17 protein-coding genes and 1 pseudogene are annotated in these 21,011 nt (G+C 65.9%); 12 read left to right on the top strand and 6 right to left on the bottom strand.

Annotated features, from left to right (window positions below):
- Window positions 1–269: 269 nt before the first annotated feature.
- Together AC4EEO_RS04000 and AC4EEO_RS03995 are read left to right on the top strand one after the other, a co-directional pair.
- On the top strand, window positions 270–899 hold the full coding sequence (locus AC4EEO_RS04000) for a TMEM175 family protein (protein ID WP_491339955.1): 630 nt from the start codon (window positions 270–272) through the stop codon (window positions 897–899).
- Window positions 900–1,077: 178 nt separating this feature from the next.
- Window positions 1,078–1,440, top strand: coding sequence for a hypothetical protein (locus AC4EEO_RS03995; RefSeq protein ID WP_285248490.1), 363 nt, complete (start codon window positions 1,078–1,080; stop codon window positions 1,438–1,440).
- Between the two features lie 40 nt (window positions 1,441–1,480).
- Here AC4EEO_RS03995 and AC4EEO_RS03990 read toward each other — a convergent pair.
- The 3 genes and pseudogenes from AC4EEO_RS03990 to pdhA form a co-directional block, all read right to left on the bottom strand.
- Window positions 1,481–2,990 (bottom strand): annotated as a pseudogene (locus AC4EEO_RS03990) (dihydrolipoamide acetyltransferase family protein).
- 2 nt (window positions 2,991–2,992) lie between these two features.
- Complete coding sequence (locus tag AC4EEO_RS03985) at window positions 2,993–4,105, bottom strand: alpha-ketoacid dehydrogenase subunit beta (protein WP_491339954.1); 1,113 nt, start codon at window positions 4,103–4,105, stop codon at window positions 2,993–2,995.
- Entirely contained in the window at window positions 4,102–5,328 is a 1,227-nt protein-coding gene (gene pdhA, locus AC4EEO_RS03980; RefSeq protein WP_018760631.1) for a pyruvate dehydrogenase (acetyl-transferring) E1 component subunit alpha, read from the bottom strand. The genes AC4EEO_RS03985 and pdhA overlap by 4 nt, the downstream gene beginning before the upstream one ends.
- A 160-nt stretch (window positions 5,329–5,488) precedes the next feature.
- Here pdhA and AC4EEO_RS03975 point away from each other — a divergent pair, with 160 nt between their 5' ends.
- From AC4EEO_RS03975 to AC4EEO_RS03940, 8 genes are all read left to right on the top strand, one after another.
- Window positions 5,489–5,950: an Lrp/AsnC family transcriptional regulator gene (locus tag AC4EEO_RS03975; protein WP_109044260.1), complete on the top strand. Its 462-nt coding sequence runs from the start codon at window positions 5,489–5,491 to the stop codon at window positions 5,948–5,950.
- A 265-nt stretch (window positions 5,951–6,215) separates the two neighbouring features.
- Window positions 6,216–6,671, top strand: coding sequence for a hypothetical protein (locus AC4EEO_RS03970; protein ID WP_491339953.1), 456 nt, complete (start codon window positions 6,216–6,218; stop codon window positions 6,669–6,671).
- 75 nt (window positions 6,672–6,746) lie between these two features.
- Entirely contained in the window at window positions 6,747–7,883 is a 1,137-nt protein-coding gene (locus tag AC4EEO_RS03965; RefSeq protein WP_491339952.1) for a COG1470 family protein, read from the top strand.
- A gap of 1 nt (window position 7,884) precedes the next feature.
- On the top strand, window positions 7,885–8,373 hold the full coding sequence (locus AC4EEO_RS03960) for a hypothetical protein (RefSeq protein WP_109044257.1): 489 nt from the start codon (window positions 7,885–7,887) through the stop codon (window positions 8,371–8,373).
- Entirely contained in the window at window positions 8,370–10,475 is a 2,106-nt protein-coding gene (locus tag AC4EEO_RS03955) for a beta strand repeat-containing protein (protein WP_491339951.1), read from the top strand. The genes AC4EEO_RS03960 and AC4EEO_RS03955 overlap by 4 nt, the downstream gene beginning before the upstream one ends.
- A 189-nt stretch (window positions 10,476–10,664) precedes the next feature.
- Window positions 10,665–10,871 (top strand): hypothetical protein, encoded by a 207-nt coding sequence (locus AC4EEO_RS03950; RefSeq protein WP_018760638.1) that lies wholly within the window; start codon window positions 10,665–10,667, stop codon window positions 10,869–10,871.
- A gap of 204 nt (window positions 10,872–11,075) precedes the next feature.
- On the top strand, window positions 11,076–11,495 hold the full coding sequence (locus AC4EEO_RS03945) for a hypothetical protein (RefSeq protein ID WP_491339950.1): 420 nt from the start codon (window positions 11,076–11,078) through the stop codon (window positions 11,493–11,495).
- Window positions 11,496–11,842: 347 nt separating this feature from the next.
- Complete coding sequence (locus tag AC4EEO_RS03940) at window positions 11,843–14,296, top strand: hypothetical protein (RefSeq protein ID WP_491339949.1); 2,454 nt, start codon at window positions 11,843–11,845, stop codon at window positions 14,294–14,296.
- A 99-nt stretch (window positions 14,297–14,395) separates the two neighbouring features.
- Here AC4EEO_RS03940 and AC4EEO_RS03935 read toward each other — a convergent pair whose 3' ends face one another.
- The 3 genes from AC4EEO_RS03935 to AC4EEO_RS03925 all read right to left on the bottom strand — a co-directional run bounded on the left by AC4EEO_RS03935 (window position 14,396) and on the right by AC4EEO_RS03925 (window position 18,542).
- Window positions 14,396–16,861, bottom strand: a complete 2,466-nt coding sequence (locus AC4EEO_RS03935; protein WP_491339948.1) for a hypothetical protein — start codon at window positions 16,859–16,861, stop codon at window positions 14,396–14,398.
- A 6-nt stretch (window positions 16,862–16,867) separates the two neighbouring features.
- Window positions 16,868–17,554 (bottom strand): peptidoglycan-binding protein, encoded by a 687-nt coding sequence (locus AC4EEO_RS03930; protein WP_491339947.1) that lies wholly within the window; start codon window positions 17,552–17,554, stop codon window positions 16,868–16,870.
- A 490-nt stretch (window positions 17,555–18,044) separates the two neighbouring features.
- On the bottom strand, window positions 18,045–18,542 hold the full coding sequence (locus AC4EEO_RS03925; protein ID WP_285319315.1) for a hypothetical protein: 498 nt from the start codon (window positions 18,540–18,542) through the stop codon (window positions 18,045–18,047).
- Window positions 18,543–18,846: 304 nt separating this feature from the next.
- Between AC4EEO_RS03925 and AC4EEO_RS03920 the strand changes: the two genes are divergently transcribed.
- Together AC4EEO_RS03920 and AC4EEO_RS03915 are read left to right on the top strand one after the other, a co-directional pair.
- A complete protein-coding gene (locus AC4EEO_RS03920; protein ID WP_285319316.1) occupies window positions 18,847–19,650 on the top strand; it encodes a helix-turn-helix transcriptional regulator in 804 nt (267 codons plus the stop codon).
- A gap of 251 nt (window positions 19,651–19,901) precedes the next feature.
- Entirely contained in the window at window positions 19,902–20,963 is a 1,062-nt protein-coding gene (locus AC4EEO_RS03915; protein WP_491339946.1) for a sodium:calcium antiporter, read from the top strand.
- Window positions 20,964–21,011: the final 48 nt, after the last annotated feature.

The following is a 21,011-nucleotide window of genomic DNA, read 5'->3' as shown; positions in this document are numbered from 1 at the left end:
AGCCCCTCCTAGGAGGGGCTTTCAACGTAGTGGTTGTCACTTGGCTTCCGATAGTGGTCGGTGTTGATGCACTCCCCCTTCCCGGACGCCCCCGGGCGCCCATCCGGACTATGACCTAAATCACTTTAGTGACCTCCGGCTAGGGCGTAAAGACCCTAATCGAAAAAAGGCACGGCGTTCGACGGCGGGGCGCGGCCGGCGTCTGACATCGCAGCGACCGGTGCCCAAGCCAGCGACCGGGCATTATGCTTCTGACGGAGGGCAGAACTGTGAACAAAAACCGGCTTGAGGCGTTCAGCGATGGCGTGCTGGCAATCATCATCACCATCATGGTGCTGGAGCTGCGAGTACCTGAGGAGCCCACCTGGCATGGCGTCGCCGGGGTGCTGCCCACCTTGCTCAGCTACCTGCTCAGCTTCGTCTATGTGGGGATCTACTGGAACAACCACCACCACCTGATCCAGATTGCGGACCGCGTCAACGGTGCCATCCTCTGGGCCAACCTGCACCTGCTGTTCTGGCTCTCCCTGTTCCCCTTCACCACCCGGTGGATGGATGAGTCCGGGTTCGTAGAGGTGCCGGTGCTGGTCTACGGCATCAACCTTCTCGCCGCAGCCATCGCTTTCTACATCCTGGAGCAGGCACTCATCCGCGAACAGGGCAAAACCGGGGCCGTCGCCCAGGCCCTGGGGCGCGACTGGAAAGGCAAGGCCTCGCCACTGATCTACCTCGTCGGCATAGCCCTGACCCTCGCCCAGCCGCTCCTGGGTATCGCCGTGTACACGGTGGTGGCGCTGATCTGGCTGGTCCCGGACCGCCGCGTGGAGCACTTCGTGTACCGCGCCCACCAGCCCGGCGACGCCAACGGCCAGGACCTCCCCGGCCACACCACGCCCTAGGCTTCCTTTCGGCGGGACCTATTCCTCTGGTCCGGGACCATCCCCGGAGATGCACTGGTACCAGCAGGTGCCAGTGCATCCCGCCCGAAAGGAAACGCAGAATGGCCAAGGACACCGCGCTGGCCGCCGAGGGGACTCCCGAAGCAGCCCCGGGGTCACGGTGGGAAGCCGTGGCAACGTGACAGCCACGAAACACAATCCGTCCGCCGTGGCAGCAATCAAGGCAGTCCACACTCTCGCGTGGCTGTCGATTGAGCTGTGCGTCGTCTACGTGCTCGTCACCGGCTTGGCCGGGCGGACCGACAAGCGCGTCGGCATGGCGGCGGCAGTGGTCACCGCCGAAACCCTGGTATTTGCCGCCAACGGATTCCATTGCCCCCTCACCGGCCTCGCGAAACGGTACGGCGCCGAAACCGGCTCGGTCACGGACATCTACCTGCCAAAATGGTTCGCCCACAACCTTCCGGCCATCCACACTCCCCTGCTGGTGCTGATGGCCTACCTCCACATAAGGAACATCCGCCGAGGGCTGGCCGGCTAAGGGCCAACCTACCGGCGGCGCTCGTCGAACGTGGAGGAGCTCAGATGTCCGCCAGCAAGGACGTGGGGTTTTCGATGGCGTCCGCCACGAAGCGGAGGAAGCCGCCGGCGGTGCCACCGTCGCACACCCGGTGGTCGAAGGTGAGGGTGAGCTCGGTGACCTTGCGGACAGCGAGCTCACCGTTGACCACCCAGGGCTTGTCGATGATGCGGCCCACGCCGAGGATGCCCACCTCCGGGTGGTTGATGATGGCAGCGGATCCGTCCACGCCGAATACGCCGTAGTTGTTCAGGGTGAAGGTGCCGCTGCCGAGTTCGGCGGGTGTCGCCTTGCCGTCCCGGGCCACCTGCGTGAGGCGGCGGATTTCCGCGTCCAGTTCCCGGGCGCTGAGTTTCTCGGCGCCGCGGACGGAAGGCACCACGAGGCCGCGTTCGGTCTGGGCCGCGAAGCCGAGGTTGATCCCGTCGAACGAGACGATCTCCTGCGAGCCGTCCTCCGCTGTTTCGATCCGCGTGTTCAGTTCCGGGTACTTCTTCAGCCCGGCGGTGACGAACCGGGCGATGAAGGCGAGCAGGCCCGGAGCTTCCCCACCCTTGGCTTTGAGTCCTTCCCGCAGCTCCATCAACGCCGTGGCATCCACATCCACCCACACGGTCGCTTCCGGGATTTCCGAGCGGCTGCGCGCCATGTTTGCGGCCACTGCCTTCCGGACACCGCGGACAGGAGTGCGGGCGGAGACGGCAAGACCCGTGCGGGGGTCTGCGGTTTTGGTTTCGACAGGCTCAACCGCCGGGGTGCGCCTGGTTTCCGCCGGCTCGACCGCCGGGGTGGAGATGGCCGCTTCGACGTCGCGGCGCATGATGAGGCCACTGTCGCCGGAGCCTTGGAGGCCGCCGAGATCGACGCCGTGCTCCCGGGCCATGCGCCGGACCAGCGGTGAAATCACCGCGCCGAGCCTGCCGGGGACGCGGGTGCGCAGGAGGCTGAGGTCGTCCTCGGTGGTGTTGACAGGCTTGGTTTCGACAGGCTCAACCACCGAGAGCGCGGCTTTGGGAGCACGGGTGCGCCGGGCAACGCCGTGACCGCCGGGAGTGCCATAACCGATCAACACATTCCCCGACCCGGCCTTCTCCTCTTCCCGGTAAGTCTCGGCTGCCGCCTTCTGAGGCAGCTGGCGCGGATGATGCCGCCCCGGGAGTGGCATCGGGCCTTCCTGAGCCGGACGACATGCTGCTTGCAGCATGGTCGTCCGGCGAAGGGGCGGGGGCGGCGTCATCCGCGTCAGCCCCACCGGCGACACCAGTAAAGAGCGGCGTCACCGAGATCAGCGGCTTCCCCACATCCAGGGTCTCCCCCGGCTTCCCGTGCAGCTCGGTGACGATCCCCGCGTACGGGGACGGAACCTCGACGGCGGACTTTGCGGTTTCCACCTCGGCGATCGGCTGGTCAACAACAATCGTGTCCCCCACCGAAACGTGCCAGGCAACGAGTTCGGCTTCGGTCAGGCCCTCGCCCAGGTCCGGCAACAAAAACACACGTGCTTGGCTCATGGTCAGTTCTCCCACTGAAGGTCGTCGACGGCGTCGAGGATGCGGTCCACGCCGGGCAGGTAGTACTTCTCGAGTTTGGGCGCCGGGTACGGGACGTCGAACCCGGTGACCCGGCGGATGGGCGCGGCCAAGTAGTGGAAGCAGCGTTCCTGGACCCGGGCAACGATCTCGGAAGAGACGGACGCGAAGCCGTGGGCCTCGGCGATCACCACGGCCCGGCCGGTCTTGCGGACGGACTCACACACGGTCTCATCATCGAACGGCACAATCGTCCGCACATCGATCACTTCCAGCGAGCGCCCTTCCAGGGCGGCGGCCTCGGCGGCGGCGAGCGCGGTGGGGACGGACGGGCCGTAGGCAATCAGCGTGGCATCCGTTCCGGGACGGGCGACGGCGGCCCGGCCTTCGGAGGTGTGTCCCGTCGTCGTGCCTTCCGCATGAAGGCGCCGCAGCTCACCCAAGTCCACCTGGTCCTTGGTCCAGTACATCTTCTTGGGTTCCATGAAGATGACGGGGTCGTCGGAGTCGATGGCTTCGCGGAGCATCCGGTAGCCGTCCGCCACGGTGGCGGGGGTGTACACCTTCAGGCCGGCGGTGTGGGCGTAGTAGGACTCGGAGGAATCGCAGTGGTGTTCCACTCCGCCGATGCCGCCGCCGTACGGGATGCGGATGACCAGGGGCAGTTTCACGGCCCCCTTGGTGCGGTTGTGCATCTTGGCTACGTGGCTGACAATCTGCTCGAACGCGGGGTACGCGAACGCGTCGAACTGCATCTCGATCACCGGGCGCATCCCGTTGATCGCCATGCCGACGGCCATGCCCACAATGCCGGATTCGGCCAGCGGAGTGTCGAAGCAGCGCTGTTCGCCGAACGTGGCGGTGAGGCCGTCGGTGATGCGGAAGACGCCGCCCAGCATGCCCACGTCCTCGCCGAAGACCAGGACGGAGGAGTCGGCGTGCATGGCGTCGGCGAGCGCCGTGTTCAGGGCCTTGGCCATGGTGACCGGCTGCGGGCCGGCGGCTTCGGCGGACGCCGCCGCGGAGGCTGCGGCCCGGGCGGTGGCGGCGGAAACGTTGCCGTTGGCCTCGGATGAGGTGGTGATGGTGGGGCTCACTTGCCGGCCTCCTGTGAATCAGTAGCTGCTGCGTCGCGGGCGAGTTCGTCGGCGAGCATGGCGGATTCTTCCGCCAGCTGCGGTGTCTGCCGGTCGAAAACGTGGCGGAACAGTTCCTGCGGGTCGACGGGAACGTCCTCGCTGAGGCCTTCGCGGAGCTGCGCGGCAACGGCCTCGGCGTGTTCACGGATGCGGGCCTCGCCGTCGTCATCCAACAACCCGCGGTCCGTGAGGTACGTGCGCATCCTGTTGACCGGGTCCTTGGCCCGCCACTCGGCAACCTCGCTGTTTTCGCGGTAGCGGGTGTCGTCGTCGGCGTTCGTGTGGGCCTGCATGCGGTACGTGTTCGCTTCCACCAGCAGCGGGCCGGAGCCTTCACGGGCGAGCTTGACGGCGCGGTCCAGGACGGCGAGGAGCGCCACGACATCGTTTCCGTCCACGCGCTCGCCGGCCATGCCGTAGCCCACGGCCTTGTGCGCGAGCGACGGCGCCACGGACTGGTGCGCCAGCGGCACCGAGATGGCGTACTTGTTGTTCTGGACGAAGAAGATCACCGGCAGGTGGAAGACGGCGGCGAAGTTGAGGGCCTCATGGAAGTCGCCTTCGCTGGTGGCGCCGTCGCCGCACATGGCCAGGACCACGGTGTCCTCGCCGCGGAGCTTGGCGGCGTGGGCCACCCCCACGGCGTGCAGCAGCTGGGTGGTCAGCGGGGTGCACTGGATGCCCACCTTGTTTTCGAGGGGGTCGTAACCGCCGTGCCAGTCGCCGCGGAAAATGGTCATCACCTGCACCGGGTCCACGCCACGGGTCATGACGGCCACGGCGTCGCGGTAGGTGGGGAACATCCAGTCGGCGTCGGAGAGGCACAGGGCGGCGGCAACCTGGCAGGCTTCCTGCCCGTGGCTGGAGGGGTAGACGGCCATCCGGCCCTGCCGGACCAAGGCGGAGTTCTGGTCGTTGACGCGGCGGCCGACGACGAGTTGCTCGTAGGCTGCCAGCAGTTCCTTGTCGCCGGGCACGGGGTATTCGTGGCCGGGCTGGGTGCCCTGCTCACCTTCGGGGATGAGCCGGCCGTCCGGGTCCACCATCTGGATCTGGTGCCGGGCGGGGAGCATGTAGTCCTCCACCGTGATGCCGAACTTCTTCACAGCTTCGGTCAGCGCGTTTCCTGCTGGCTCGGTGCTGGTGGTGTCCGGAGCGGTGTGGTCTGCGGAGATCGTCATTGGTCCGTCCTTCGGTTGCCACTATTCGCTCCCAGTATGGTCCCGCAGCAGGTTTCGTATCTACCGGGTAGGTAAATCGTGGAGAAGCTGCTTCAAAGTGCCTACTATGGGAGACGATTTGTAACTGTGACGTGGATTACCGACGGGAGCCGTGGACGAAATGCCGGGCAAGGATGCAGCAGCCGAGGTCCCGCTGGACGACATTGACCGCCGGATCATCAGTGAGCTCACCCGGGACGGACGGATGTCCGTCACCCAGGTGGCGGAAAACGTGCACATCTCCCGGGCACATGCCTACTCGCGGATCGCCCGGCTGACCGGCGACGGGGTGCTGACCCGCTTCACCGCACTGGTAGACCCCATCAAGGCAGGGCTGAAGTCATCGGCCTATGTCACCCTCAAGCTGAAGCAGGACTCCTGGCGGGAACTTCGGGACCAGCTGGGCGCCATCCCGGAGGTGCACCATATCGCCCTGGTGGGCGGTGATTTCGACGTGATCCTCCTGGTCCGGGCCGTGGACAACATCGACCTTCGCCGGGTCATTTTCGACCAACTGCAGACCATGCCGGGCGTCCTGGATACGCAGACTTTCCTGGTGTTCGAGGACGTGGATACGCGGTAGAAGCGGGCTAAGTCGCCGAGCATGTTCGTCGCCGGTGCCGGGACGTAATGCCGACGCGCACGTCAGGGCGCTGCCCACCCGCGCGAGTACTCGACCCCCGATCCAAGTAGCGGTCAACTCCAGTCGCTGGAAATTCGGGTACCACTACGTGTTGTTGCGCCCCTTTGCGTTCGCAAATATTGGGTCATCGATCCACCGGAAGGCACCTCGATGGAGCCACCTATGGGGGAACGGGTTCTCACTCACACACACAAGGAGTCTTTCCATGCGCCCAATGACCAAGAAGAACAAGATCGCCGCAGCTGCCGCTTCCATCGCCCTGGTGGCCGTTGGTGGCGGTGCCGCGTATGCCTACTGGAGCACCACGGGCGGTGGTAACGGCTCCGCGGCAGCCTCCTCCGGCACCAGCCCCGTCACCATCAACGTGACCGTGGCGCCGGGCGTTGCCCCAGGCACGCCTAAGAACATCACCTACACCGCCGCCAACCCCAATGCCAGCAACACCCAAGTGACGCTGGCAACCCCCGTCGTCACTACCGATGTTGAGGGCTGCCTGCCTGCCTGGTTTACGGCCACCGCTCCCACCGGCGCCACCAACGTTCCTGCCGGCGCGACAGCCACTGCCCTGGGCACCGGAACCCTGACCCTGACTGACAGTGCAACGGTCAACCAGGATGCCTGCAAGGGCGCAACCATCACCGTGACCGTCGGCAGCAACTAACCAACAGCTGGCCGGGGGCGGCGCAATCCGCCCCCGGCCTGCCGTCGTCTGCACCAAGGAACAAGGGGGCACAAGGTGCACAAGCAGGACGGGCCATCGCGGCACGGCACAAGGAACGGCATCAAGGCAGCGCTGATAGCGCTGCTGTTGCTGCTGGGCAGTGCGGGGGCGCTGATCGCGGCATCGAACAATCCAAAACCGGGCATCACTGTGCAGGTCTCCCCTGCCAGCCAGTCCGTCCAGCAGGGCCAGTCGGCCTCCTACACGGTGACGGTGACGTCCACCGGAGGCTTCAGCGGAGCCGTCAACCTGGCCACCGCGGGACTCCCGGCCGGCGCGGCGGCCGCCTTCACGCCGTCGTCCGTCACCCTGACCTCCGGCAGCACCGCGACCGCAACGTTGAACGCCACCACCAGCGCCAGCACGCCGGCCGGGACCAATGCCCTGACCATTACCGGGACCAGCGGCAAGGTGTCCGGCAGCGTGGACGCCAGCCTCACCGTGAACTACAAGACGTCCTCCGCGCTCTCGGTGGCCGCCACACCGGATTCCGTCACCGTCCCGCCCGGGGCAACGGCCGTCTACACGCTGCAGTTGGCCCGCAACAACTTCCCCGCCGCCGTCTCCTTCAGCGTCCAGGGCGGACTGCCCGCCGGCGCCACGGCAACGTTCTCTCCCAGCCCGACAACGGGAAATTCGAGCACCCTCCAGGTGGCAACCACGGCCGCCTCACCAACCGGCAGCTACAACCTGTACCTGGTGGGGACCGGAAAGGACGCCGCCGGGAAGTCGCAGTACGCCTACGCGAACGTCCAACTGGTCTTGGATTCAACCATCAAGCAGTTCACCCTCTCCGGTAACGTGCCCGGGACTCTGTCGCCCGGTACCTCGGCCGCACTGGACCTGCAGATCAGCAACCCGAACAACAAGTCTGTTTCCCTGACCAACCTGTCCGTAGCTATCGCGGGGGTTACCAGGAGCGCGGATGCCACAGCGAGGAACCTGGCGTGCACGGCGGCCGATTTCGCCCTCACCCAGTACAGCGGCCCGTACCCCCTGATGGCGCCGACTGGCAGCAGTTCGCTGTCCGGTCTCCGCCTGGCACAGTCTGCTTGGCCGCGGGTGGGGATGCTGGACAGTTCCAGGAACCAGGACGGTTGCAAAGGCGCAACCCTCCAGCTCACGTACTCGGGATCAGGACAGGGGAACTGAGATGACCAGCATCCACAGGCATCGCGGCATCAAGGCCGCGGCCCTCGCCGGGCTCCTGGCCACTGCCGGCGCCGGTACCGCCTACGCCTACTGGTCCGCAGCAGGCGGAGGCTCCGGGTCCGCCGCGGCCGGCACCATGCAGGCAGTCACCGTCGACGCCCTGGTGGCCGGCGACAACCCGAAGACGGCCCTCATCCCGGGCGGCAGCGCCGACGTCGTGCTCCGCCTGACCAATCCCAACCCCTATTCGGTGCAGGTTTACGGCGTCACTGCGAACGGCCCCGCCGCCGCTGATGCCGCGCATCCGGGCTGCACCACCACCGGTGTCCGCTTCGCGGGTGCCGCACCGCTCGCTCCCGCAACGTACGTTGCCGCCAACTCATCAGCACTCATCACCCTCCCCGGAGCGGCCACCATGGACACCACTTCCCTCGCCGCCTGCCAGGGCGCAACCTTCAGCGTCCCCGTGACGGCGGAGGTGCGGAAATGAGGTTCCTCCTGCTGCGCCGCCCGTCCCGCCGGCTGCCTTGGATCGTTACCGCCCTGCTGCTCCTGCTGGGAACGGGCACCGCCGCCTACGCGTTTTGGGCCTCAAGCACCAGCAGCAGCAACGCGGCCGCCGCTGCAGACACGCTCTCACCAGGATCGAAGCCTGCGGTCACCGCCGCCGGCTCCGCATTAACGGTCACCTGGGCCGGCGGCACCACGGTGAACGGTCGGGCCGCCACCGGCTACACCGTTGCACGCTATTCGGCGGCCACCGGCGGCACGGCTACCCCGGCCACGGGCGGCTGTGCCGGGACCGTCACCACGCTTACCTGCACGGAACAGTCTGTGCCCGGCGGCATCTGGTACTACACGGTGACGCCTGCGATTGCCCTGTGGACCGGCGCCGAAAGCCCGAGGAGCAACGGCACCAGCAGTGACTCCACCGCACCGGTGGCCACCGTTTCCGGGATCTCGCCCACGCCCAACGCGGCCGGCTGGAACACCACAAGCCCCGTCAGCGTGACGGTCACGGCAGATGACGGGGCCGCCGGGTCCGGCGTCGCATCCATTTCCTACGTGCTCGACGGCGGCGCGCAGCAGACGGTCAGCGGCGCTGTGGCCGTTGTCCCCGTCAGCGGCGACGGGACCCACACGCTCACGTACTTCGCCACGGACAACGTGGGCAATGCCGGGTCCGCGAAGAGCCAGACAGTGCGGATCGACACCCAGGCACCGGCCGCGCCGGCGTTCACCCCTCCGGCGTACGTGAATGCCGGCAACGTTGGAGCCGTGCCGCTGACAGGCACCGCTGAGGCGGGGTCCAAGGTGACGCTTGTTGCCAGTGACGCGGGTACGGCGCATTCTGTTACGGCCACCGTGACGGCATCCGGGGCGGGTACCTGGTCTGCATCCCTGGACTTGACCAGCCTGAACCAGGGCACCGTCACCTACTCGGCCACGGCCACGGACGCCGCGGGCAATACCAGCCCGGCCAGGACGGCTACTGCCACGAAGGACACGGTGGCTCCGGCCGCAGCGCAGTTCTCGAGCGTGCCGCAATACGTGAACAGTGCCGGGGTTGGTTCGGTTCCCATTTCCGGCACCGCTGAAACCGGCGCGGTGGTGACCGTTTCGGCGATGAGCCTCGGTTCAGCCGCGGCGGTTACCGGCACGGCGACTGCCACCGCTTCAGGCTGGGCGGTGAATCTCAACCTCACGTCCCTGAGGGACGGAACGGTGACGTACACGGTCACCGTGGCGGACTCCGCGGGCAACACTAGCGCCCCTGCCACCGCGACCGATACGAAGGACACCGTGGCACCCGTCCTGACCATCACGGCGCCGATGTACGTGAACCTCAGCAGCAACGTGGCGGCGGTCCCAGTCAGCGGAACCACGGAGGCGGGGACGGTCGTGAACGTGACGGTCAGGAACGGAGTCTCGCAAAGTGTCACCAAGCAGGTCACAGCCACCGGGACGGCCTGGTCCACCACTATGGACCTGTCCACCCTGACCGACGGCACCCTGACTTACACGGCGGCTGCAACTGATGCTGCAGGAAACCCCGGGACGGCCACTGCTTCCGGCATTACCGCGAAGGACATGGCGGCTCCGACGGTTACCGCGGTCACGCTGGTGAACAGCGGGGGCACGTTGGGCAAGGTGGAACAAGGGGACTCGCTGACAATCCAGTTCTCCGAACAGATCGACGCAACGAAGATCTGCTCTAACTGGACCAACAGCGGAACTCAGACTCTGAGCGGCAACAACAACGTCACCGTGAACATCAGCACTGCCAACCTACTGACGGTGACCAGTACAAGTTGCACCTTGAACCTGGGCTCGATTGCCCTGGGATCCAACGCCAAGTACGCGTCAGCCGGCGCCCTCAGCTTCAGCGGCAATGGCAACGCGAGCAACATGAGCTCCGTAACCTGGGACGGTTCCAGCATCCTCACCATCAAACTGGGCAAGTCCGGCGGAGGGACCTCCGGGACCACCACTACCCCGGACGCTCCCACCTACACCCCCGGGACCGGCTTTGCCGACCCGGCGGGCAACCCGCTCGGTTCATTCGCACTCACGGCAACATCTCGTTTCTAGGCCCGGGCAGCGGCTCCCCGTCGATTCGTCGCCGGGGAGCCGTTGCGTGTTTCGAGATATGTGGAGTGCCGGTCACTTCCGGTGCCGCAACGCCAATACTGATTAACCCGTGCGTATTGATAAACACAGTGGTTCAATGGCGATTGTGCCCCACAGCACGGTCAGGACCCCGAACACCAGGAGGACAGTATGGCTGGAATCAATGCGAAGTTCGACAAGGAATACCTCGACAAAGGCATCGACGACTTGGCTGCGGCGCCAGTCGAAGCACTGAAGGGCCTTTCCGAGGGCGACGCCCAAAAGCTCAAAGAGGCGCTGAATATCAAGACCGTCAAGGACTTGGGGACCAACAAGTTCTTCCTCTGGGCCCAGGCCGTCTCCAAGCTCGCGGAGTAGCGGGCACAGGCACGGAATCCGAAGGAAGCCCCTGGCGCACACATGCCAGGGGCTTCCTGCTGGTCAGGGGCACAAACACCAACGTTCAGCGGCCCAAGAATCTCCACAGCGGTTGCACAGCGGAGCCCTACATCGGGAACAGCCGGGGCCCGGATGCTTGATTCATCCCCCTCCAGCGGAGGGCCAACCCAGAAGGAGCCCCACATGAAGACCACCGTAAAGTCAGCGATCGCCAGCCTCGCCCTCGCAGCAGCCATCGGCGGTGGTGCCTTGGCCAGTGCGGCGTTGCCGGCCAATGCCGCCACTACGGACTCGAGCACCAGCCAGTCCAGCACCGGCACGTCCACCAGTCAGGCTCCGCGGGACGAATCAAAGGGCGGCCACCAGGCCAACGGCATCACGGAGACGCTCCTCACCGGGGACACCGCGACCAAAGTGACGGACGCAGCCCTGGCGGCGAACCCCGGCGCCACCATCCAGCGCGTGGAAAACGACGCCGAAGGCGCCACCTACGAGGCCCACATCATCACGTCGGATGGAACGCGCGCCACCGTCTACCTGGACGCCTCCTTCACCGTGACCTCCACGGAAACCGGCGGCCCCGGCGGCGGCCCGCAGGGCTGATCCCCAACGGCGTCGAGAAGCAGCGCGTCCGGCTAGCAGCGGGCGCGCTGCTTCTCGACGCCCCAAAGGACCGGACCCAAGGACGCCTCCGGCAGAGCACGCCAAAGGAAACAGGTACTGATTGGCCAATTCTGCCGGTCAGCACAGAGTACCCGCCACAAAACATCGAGTACTTACTACTCATGACGGCCCAGGGATCCTGCCCATAGGCTCGGCAGACCGGCCACGACCTGTGTGCTGATAAACGCTGGGGTTTGTGCCCGGAACGCGACCGGATAAGAACTGCTGCCGGCCCACACTGACGTGGCCGGCTTTGGGGTAATCCGATCAAGCGCGGGAGAGCTGTGATGAAGATTAAGCGTTCTGTTAGTTGGCTGGCCCAGTTACTGGCCCTGGCCGCCGTCCTTACCGCTACGGTGCTGGCCGCTCCAGCCAATGCGGCGGCGGACGGTACCTACGGGAATCCGAGTATCAACTATGCGGGTGCCGTAAATCCTCCCACCGCGGACAAGCCGCAGAGCAAGCTGTGGTGGAATGACGGGTCCTGGTGGGCCGACATGTGGACCACCGGCAGCGGCTGGCACATCTACCGCCTGGACCGCGGGACCGAGACCTGGGTGGACACCGGCCTGCTGAATGACAGCCGACCCAATACCCTGGCGGATACCCTGTGGGACGGCACCCACTTGTACATTGCCTCCCACGTCGTAACGGTATCCACCGAGGCGGTACCGCAGGCCTCCGTTCCCAATAAGCCTGCCTACCTCTACCGGTACAGCTACGCCGGCGGCAAGTACACGCTGGACAGCGGGTTCCCGACAGTCATCGCTCCCAACAGCAGCGAGTCCATGACGATCGACCAGGACAGCACGGGCACCATGTGGGCCACCTGGACGGAGGTGGCGGGTGATCCAACCAACGGTTTCACCAGCACGGTGTACGTCAACAACTCAGCTCCCGGGGGAACCAGCTGGTCCACACCGTTTGTGTTGCCCGTGGCCAACCCGCACCCGGCAGCCGATGACATTTCCTCGGTGGTCGCTTACGGGAACAAGAAGATCGGGGTGATGTGGACCGATCAGCTCACCGGGTCCGTCTGGTGGGCTACGCGTACCGACGGAACTGCTCCGGCAGCGGCGTCTTCATGGAAGGTGCAGTCGGCCGTCAAGGGCAACGGCCTGGCCGATGACCACCTGAACCTGAAGTCACTGCAGGCAGACTCGACCGGGCGCGTGTTCGCGGCAGTGAAGACCAGCCTCGACCAGGTTTCGTCCGATCCCAAGCTTCCACAACTCCTGATGCTCGTCTTCAAGCCGGGCACCGGGGCCTTCACGCAGACCACCATTGCCACCCTGGGCGATTGCGTGACGCGCCCGCAAGTGGTGCTGGATCCGGAAAACAACCTCGTGCATGTCTTTCAAACAGCACCGGCCGCCTCCGTCAGCGGATGCTCCTTCACAGGGGAAGCGGGCAGCATTTACGAAAAGACCGCGTCCATGGACAATCCAGTGTTCGGGGCAGGCCGCGGTACTCCCGTTATCCAGGACCCTACGTCCCCCAACATGAACAACGTGACCACGAGCAAGCAGCCGGTCACCAGTGCATCAGGGCTGGTAATCCTGGCCAGCGATGATGTGGCCAAACGCTACTGGTTCGCCGACAGGCCGCTCACCGTTGCTCCTGCCCCCACTGTCCCCGGAGCGTTCGTCCCCGTTGCCCCCGCCCGGCTCCTGGACACGCGCAACACCGCACCGGTGGGCTCGTTCTCCTCGGTATCGTTCCAGGCGGCTGGCGTGGCAGGGGTACCCGCAAAAGTCTCGGCGGTGGTCTTCAACCTCACCGTGACCCGGCCGACGTCGTTCGGACACATCATCGCCTACGCCTCCGGCACCCCGGTCCCGGTCACCTCCAACGAAAACTTCAACGCCGGAGACACCATCCCGAACAACGTCACCGTCCCCGTCGGGGCCGACGGCAAGGTCACCCTGCAGAACAATTCGCCCGGCACCACGGACCTGATCGCCGACATCGCCGGCTACTACATCGCTGGAAGTCCGACAGTTCCGGGCGCGTTCGTCCCCGTTGCCCCCACCCGGCTCCTGGACACCCGCAGCACCGCCCCGGTGGGCTCGTTCTCCTCGGTATCGTTCCAGGCCGCTGGTGTGGCGGGGGTACCCGCAAAAGTCTCGGCGGTGGTCTTCAACCTCACCGTGACCCGGCCGACGTCTTATGGCCACATCATCGCCTATGCCTCCGGAACCCCGGTCCCGGTCACCTCCAACGAAAACTTCAACGCCGGCGACACCATCCCGAACAACGTCACCGTCCCCGTCGGTGCCGACGGCAAGATCACCCTGCAGAACAACTCACCCGGCACCACGGACCTGATCGCCGACATCGCCGGCTACTACATCGCCGGAACCCCGACAGTCCCGGGCGCGTTCGTCCCCGTTGCCCCCACCCGGCTCCTGGACACCCGCAACACCGCCCCGGCGGGCTCGTTCTCCCCGGTTTCCTTCCAAGCCTCGGGAGTTGCCGGAGTCCCTGCGAAAGTTTCGGCGATCGTCTTCAACCTCACGGTGACCCGTCCACAGTCCTACGGACACATCATTGCCTGGGCGTCCGGAACTCCAGTCCCGGTGACGTCCAACGTGAACTTCAGCGCCGGGCAGACCATCCCGAACAACGTCACCGTCCCCGTCGGTGCCGATAACAAGATCGCCCTGCAGAACAACTCGCCCGGCACCACGGACCTGATCGCCGATATCTCGGGCTACTTCATCGCCGGGTCCACGCAGTAGGCCGGCTGACCCGGAAGCACAGTAACCCAACAGGAAACCCATTGAGCCCGGCACCCTTTTCACAAGGGTGCCGGGCTCAAGGTGCAACCGGTCCGGTGGTCAGCCGGCGCTGGAGGTGGGCGCCGGAACAGGCGTGGCACCGTACCCGGCGTCGTTGGTGGGTGCCGGCGTCGCACCCGTAACGGCCGACGTCGGCTGCCCGCCTTCCACGTACTGGCCCGCCGGTGCCGTGGCCGCCCCGGTCCCTGCCGGCGCAGGTGCGGCGGTACCGGCGGGCGCTGTCGCGGGAACCGCAGCAGGGCTGTCCACCGCCGGGGCGGTGGGCCCCGTGGTAGGAATGCCGCTCGGGCCCGCGGACGCCGGGGACGTTGCCACCGAGGTCCCTCCGGCCACGGAATTGCCCTTGACGATGGACGTGATCTGGTCCTTGTATCCGGACAGCGTGGCTTGGATCTCGGAGAGCGGCACGTCCTGGATGTGCCTCCCGTAGTCGGCGATCTGCGCCCACAATGCCTCGAGCTGCTGCTTGGCGGCCGCATCCAGCGGACCGTCGAGGGTGAGGACAAGCTGGCTGGCCAGTGCATAGGTCAGGCAGTCCAGGCAGTTGTAGTTGGCGGCCGCGGAGAGGTTCTGCGGCACGATGACATCGGCCTGCCCCACCACCAGCACCACCTGGAAACCCACGGCCACGGCCGCGCATCCGGTGCAGTTGGCGAAAGCGTAGGCCTCGTTGGTGCTGGTCACAGGCTCGCCGTCCTCGGCCCATACGAGCGCGAACGCCACGCTGTAGGCCACGGAGCCGTCGGTGGTGTTGACGGCGAGCGCCTGGTTTCCGTCGGCGGCCGGCGCGGCTGGCCGGTCGAACGGGAACACCCAGGACGGAGCGGATGCGGGCGAGGCACCGCCGGACGCAGTGCCGGGCGATGCACCCGCCGGGGATCCGCCAACGGGCACCAAGACCATGCTCAGCTGCGGGTTGTCCCGGGTGGGCTTGGCGGCTCCAGCGGGCCACAACGCAAGGGTCCGTCCGGCACTGCCCTGCCGCAATGCCCCACTGTCGCGGACGGGAAGGATGGCCCGGGTGGCATCACCGAGCGTCCCGCGTTCGTACGCCTGGACCGGACGGTACGTCCCGCCGTCGGGCCACCACGCCCAGGCCAGCCCGGCGAGCAGGACGGCCACGGCACCCATGGCGATGGTCCGCTGGACCAGCTTGCCGCGGGTCTTCTGCCACAGCCCCGTCACCAGCTGCCGCAGCAGCCGCACCACGATGTACAGGACGCCCAGCACCGGCACCGCCACCACCACCATGGCCAGCGCCCGCACCGCCACGCCCGCGAAGTCACCGGCGGACAGGCTGGCAGCGAGCTGTTCCTGCTGCTTCCCCGCGCTGGCCCAGCCCGTGGCCAGCAGCCTGGGCAGGGACAGCACCATCATCACCATGCTGAAGAGCAGTACCGGCACGGTGACCAGGACCCAGGCGGTGACGACGGCGCGTGCCCAGGGCTTGAGCACCTTGCTTTCCGGGTTTCCCCACCGCCACGGCAGGATCCCCAGGAGGGTGGGTTTGATCCGTTGGAAGAGGTCCGGCACACCCGTGGCGTCGGCCAGGATGTGGTACCCGTCGTACTTCACCAGCGGGATCAGCTGGCGGACCATCTGCAGGATCTGGGTAACCACCACCAGCAGCAGCGCGTCGAAGCCGGTGGCCCACCACAGCCCCATGATGGCCACCGCCACGATCGCGTTGAAGTACAGGCCGCCGAGGTCGGTGCGGATCCTGCCGCCGCGGCCCAGCCGGTAGGAGTCGGTGACGTCGGTGAAGAATGCAGGCCACAAGAGATACAGCCCGGCCCCCATGGCGCCGGGGGTTGCGCCGCCCTTGCGGGTGGCGGCGGCGTGGCCGAATTCGTGGAAGCCGGCAGAGAGAATGGTGACGGCGAGGATCAGCAACAAGAGGGCGGGCTGGGCAAACGCCTCGTGGGTGGCCGAGCCCAGGCCCTTGACCATGAGCACCCACCAGCAGGCCGCCAGGAACGCCGCGGTCACGGCCACCACGATCAGCGGGTTGAACAGGACAGCGAACGGCGCGGTGATCCTGCGGGTCCGTTCGGGATCCGTCACGATGTAGCGGAACCGCAGGCCCAGCAGCGGGTTGGACTTCTTGACCTCGGGCTGGCTGCCGTCGGCAAGCCGGAGCAGGCCCATCGGGAGCAGCTGCGAATCCATCAGGGTGCGGACGTTCTCCGCGCTGACCAGCCGCCCGGATCCCTCGCTGGCGTGCCGGGCGATTCCGTCGAGGTCCCGGTTCCCGTCCGCCGCTTCCAGCACCAGGTACAGCAGCCGGGTGAGCTGGAGGGTCTGGCCGTCGCCGCGGCGCACCAGGGCGGGCGGCTCACGGTAGCCGGAGCCCTCAGCCGTGCCAAGCAGCTGCACGCCGTCGGCCAGGGCCGGAAGGTGGGCTCCCGCCGTCGTACGTCCTTGGCCCGGCGGTTCCTGGGCGAGGGAAACGCGTGACGACGGCGGGCCCGCCTCGGGAGGCGGGCCGCCGTGGGTTTGGGTCATCTTGGCTTACTGCTGCAGGTTGGACGTCTGGCCGGCCGTGGCGTTGGCCTCGCCGTCGATGTGCTGCGAAATGGTGGCGCTCTGGTCCGAGATGGCGTACGCCTGGCTGTCGATGGAACCGATGTTCGCGGCAACGGCCGCATCGATGGGGGCGGCGACGTTGGCGTTCGCGGCCACGGCACCGTTGATGGGGGCGGCGATGGCGGCGTCGGCGTCCAGGTTCACGTCCACGTTCAGCAGGTTGCCGTTCAGCGCGCCCGCTGCGTCGGTGACGCCACCGGTGTTTGTGGGGGCAGGTGCTGTTCCGGTGGTCCCATCCGTGGTTCCGGTGGTGCCAGCATCGGTGGTGCCTGTGCCCGTGACGGTGGTGCCGTCGCCCTGGCCGATCACGCTGTCCTGGGCGGAGTCGGCATTGGCGTCGGCCACGATGCCTTGGTCAATCGCGGCGTCCTGGTTCGAGAGCGCCTGCGCGTCAGAGCCGAAGGAGAGAATGTTGGCCGAGGCTGCCGCGTCGATGGGGGCCGCCACGTTCGCGTTGGCGGCTACGGCCAGGTCGATGGGAGCCGCAGCGTTAATGCCCAGGTCCAGGTCCGCGTTCAGGTCCAGGACGGATGCCACTTCCTTGTCCGGCAGGGCGGTGGCCTGCTCAGACATCAGTTCATCATCGGTGAGGGGACGCAGTTCGTTGTCCATGCTTGAGAGACCTCCGGTGCGGCGCGGGTGCTCTGCCCCCAGCGGGCAGCCCGCGCCCCACAATAGTAAGCATGGTTAGCAGTTTTGCGAAGCACCGCCAGCGTCCCGGCGGCGGGGGCCGACCTCAGCGGCTTCGTGGCCTACTTCTGCTCGGGGATCCAGGCAGGTGCTTCCGCTCCCGTGCCTGTGAGATTGTCGCAACGCACGAGCTGGGACCCGATCCTTTCCAGCGGGCAGTCCACGTATGTAGTCAGTGGATTGTCCCCGGAATCGGATGAATTGGCAGTTCCTCCTCCGGTGAGGAAGAGCGCAGGGAAAAGGGCGGCAATGACTAAGTTGTGTTGTGCGATCATGGCTGTCTCCAAGTACGGCATGAACTGTAATGGGTGGCCAGCCCAAGAGAGTGGCGGGAAATGCCGGCTATTGAAGCACTTCGCCGCGACCTTGTTGCGCTGGCCCGGTGACTGCCGTGTGGCGTCCTGTGGCCTTGCTAGCCCAGCGCAGCGCAGACGTCCACGGCTTGCCCTGAGGTGCTGGCCAACGTGAACACGCCAGTGGCGGGATCGACCGTGTAAACGATGGCCCCGATGTACTGGGTGGTGGTTGGGCCAGCCGGAACGTCGGTGGGGAAGAGAATCAATCCGTTATGGCCACTTGCTCTGACGGTTAAGGAACCGTCAGCGTTGTACGTGGTCTTCGATACCGAGCCGCTCGTGTTGAAAGAAATGGATCGCCGGTTTGCCAAATTTGTATAGGTGAGCAGGACGCCCTTTCCCGCCGTAATGGTACGGACCTTGCTTCCGTCCCTGTCGTAGAAGTCTTTTGTCTGCAAATTACCTCCGGAGCTCTGGAGTTGCAGGTCAAAGTTTGCACAGCCCAAACCTGCAGGCAGGATGAGGGAATCGTCCGCGCGGGCTGGTTGGGCCGCGGCCACCGCGGTGGCCGTCAGCAGCGCAACGAGCGCAAAGGGTTTGGCTCCATTTTTCATGATTCTTCTCTATTCAAAATTGGGTGCTGGTGCGATGTGTCTTTCCGGAAATGGAATGTGCCTGCACGCTTCCGGGCAAGCCGTGCGACCGGACCTAGATCGCCGCCTCCCTGGGATGCAGGCGGCTCCAGTTCAATAGATGCAGGACAGTGAGGTAAGTTTCTGTGCCCGCTATGTCCAGCTTAGAAAAGTTTGCGGGCTGTTTCCCTAAGCAGTTCTACGTACTGGAAGGAACACTAAACAGGGGCTTAAATGGGTAGTATCGCGGCTGTTGTTGGGCGCCGCCTGGATCTAAGATTCTCGCGTGGTTCGCAATGACGCGCTTTACAAATTGTGGCTGGAGTTCTTGGGGGACGTCCTTCAGGGGCCGCCGGCCGCGTCCACGCACTACGAGGCACAGCTTCTTAAGCTCATGGCCGAGTCGTTCAACGGTTCGTTTGCATCGCGGAACCACGTGAGCCCGGAGTGGGAGAACCATATCCTTTCCTGTTGGCCGCTCGACTACATTCCGAACGATCCTCCAGGCGGTTACGACTTCAGGCAACAACCGCTGCTTCGCTGGTTTGTGTTCACTGGGCAGACCGCGCCGCAGTCCTACGGCCGGGTCCCCGCCGCGTTGGCCAGCGACCACCAGAAAGGGGTTTGGGAAGACTTGTCCCGCCCCTGGGGCGTTAACCATCAACTCTCCATACCGCTGCGACTCGGTGGCCCCGACCATAACGCCTACCTTGTCTCCCGGCCTGACAGGGACTTCACTGAACAGGAGATGGCGCTGGCCGGACTGCTGCAACCCGTGCTCACCGGGCTGTCCCTCCAACTGATTGTTGCCTCGGCTCAGGCCAGCCTGGTCCCGAAGAGCTCAGCACATGATTTGACGGGTCGTGAGCTGACAATCCTCACGCTCCTGAGTGAGGGTCTAACGGCAGAAGCACTCGCCAGGCGGCTCACCATATCGCCACGCACTGCAACCAAACACCTTGAGCATATTTACCGCAAACTGGACGTGCGTGACCGGCTCATGGCAGTCCAACAAGCACGCCTGTTGGGCATCCTGGCACCAACACCTGAGATCCCTGCCGGAGCGCCGTCGAAGCGCAGCTGCACGTAGTCGTTGAGGACGAACTCCACCGAGTACAGCCGGTCCCCCACCAGCCGTGACAGCAATTCATTCGGCACGTAAGGCTTCCCCTCCATGGCCTCATACCCCTTTCACAGTGCCCGAAAGACGACTCTAACCAATGGGCGTGAATGCGGGTTTGAGCAGCGTGAAGATGGGTGACCAGCACAAATGTGGGTACGGCCCAGGCATGGGGGAATACGTCACGCGGTTTAGCGACCCCACCAGGAAGGGACCCCGGATTGGAATCACTGCCCCTTGCAGTCCTCCTGCTCATCTTTGCCGCCGCTGCGGCCGTGATCTGGGTGGCCGGGATCCAGCTGTCCAAACAGACGGACATCCTCGATGACCGCCTGCACCTGGGCTCCGCGCTGGGCGGCCTCATCCTGCTGGCCATCGCCACCAACCTGCCCGAAATCGCCATCACCGTCTCCGCAGCCCTGGCCAACAACATTGGCGTGGCCGTGGGCAACATCCTGGGCGGCATTGCCATCCAGACGGTGGTGCTGGTGGTCCTGGATGCCCTGGGCACCAAAGGCGGCCACCCGCTGAGCTACCGCGCGGCATCCCTGACGCTGGTGATCGAGGCGGTCACCGTCGTCGCCGTCCTGGGCGTGGTGATCGCCGGCAGCCAGATGCCCGGCAACCTGGTGGCGTTCCGGCTCACGCCCGCCGCGGTCCTCATTGCGGTGTTCTGGATTGTTGGCCTGATCCTGGTGCAGCGCTCCCAGAAGGACCTGCCCTGGCACCAGCAAGGGGACGCCCCCGGGGCGCAGGACAAACCCAGGGGGCACTCCAAGAAGCAGGGCGCCGAGAAGAACAAGCACCTGCGCACCGGCACCTCGGTGCTGATCTTCAGCGTCGCCGCGCTTGCCACCCTGGGCGCCGGTGTGGTGCTGGAACGCAGCGGTGATGCGATCGCCGGAAACATCGGACTCTCCGGGGTGCTGTTCGGTGCCACGTTCCTGGCGCTGGCAACCTCACTGCCGGAGATCTCCACCGGGCTCACGTCCGTGAAGCAGGGGGACTACAAACTCGCGTTCAGCGACATCTTCGGCGGCAACGCCTTCCTTCCGGTGCTGTTCCTGCTGGCGGTGCTGATCACGGGCAAGCCGGTACTCCCCCAAGCCCAGTCAACGGACATCTACCTCACCGCGTTGGCCATCCTGCTCACCCTCGTCTACCTGCTGGGGATCCTCTTCCGGCCGCAAAAGAAGCTGCTGGGCATGGGCGTGGACTCCCTGCTGGTCCTGGTGTTGTACCTGCTCGGCGTTGCCGGGCTGTTCGCCGTCGCGGCTTCCTAGAGCCAGCCGCTATTCGTTGTCCCGGATGTCGTCTCGTGGTGGTCATTC

The organism is Pseudarthrobacter sp. MOO13 (assembly GCF_058267655.1).
This window is presented reverse-complemented; position numbering and strand designations above follow the sequence as displayed.

Bases quoted from the DNA above. Each gene is read 5' to 3' on its own strand.
- AC4EEO_RS03930 (WP_491339947.1), bottom strand. From the start codon at position 17,554: ATGGACAACGAACTGCGTCCCCTCACCGATGATGAACTGATGTCTGAG.
- AC4EEO_RS03945 (WP_491339950.1), top strand. From the start codon at position 11,076: ATGAAGACCACCGTAAAGTCAGCGATCGCCAGCCTCGCCCTCGCAGCA.
- AC4EEO_RS03940 (WP_491339949.1), top strand. From the start codon at position 11,843: ATGAAGATTAAGCGTTCTGTTAGTTGGCTGGCCCAGTTACTGGCCCTG.
- AC4EEO_RS03955 (WP_491339951.1), top strand. From the start codon at position 8,370: ATGAGGTTCCTCCTGCTGCGCCGCCCGTCCCGCCGGCTGCCTTGGATC.
- AC4EEO_RS03935 (WP_491339948.1), bottom strand. From the start codon at position 16,861: ATGACCCAAACCCACGGCGGCCCGCCTCCCGAGGCGGGCCCGCCGTCG.
- AC4EEO_RS03975 (WP_109044260.1), top strand. From the start codon at position 5,489: ATGCCGGGCAAGGATGCAGCAGCCGAGGTCCCGCTGGACGACATTGAC.
- AC4EEO_RS03970 (WP_491339953.1), top strand. From the start codon at position 6,216: ATGCGCCCAATGACCAAGAAGAACAAGATCGCCGCAGCTGCCGCTTCC.
- AC4EEO_RS03925 (WP_285319315.1), bottom strand. From the start codon at position 18,542: ATGAAAAATGGAGCCAAACCCTTTGCGCTCGTTGCGCTGCTGACGGCC.
- pdhA (WP_018760631.1), bottom strand. From the start codon at position 5,328: ATGACGATCTCCGCAGACCACACCGCTCCGGACACCACCAGCACCGAG.
- AC4EEO_RS03960 (WP_109044257.1), top strand. From the start codon at position 7,885: ATGACCAGCATCCACAGGCATCGCGGCATCAAGGCCGCGGCCCTCGCC.
- AC4EEO_RS03950 (WP_018760638.1), top strand. From the start codon at position 10,665: ATGGCTGGAATCAATGCGAAGTTCGACAAGGAATACCTCGACAAAGGC.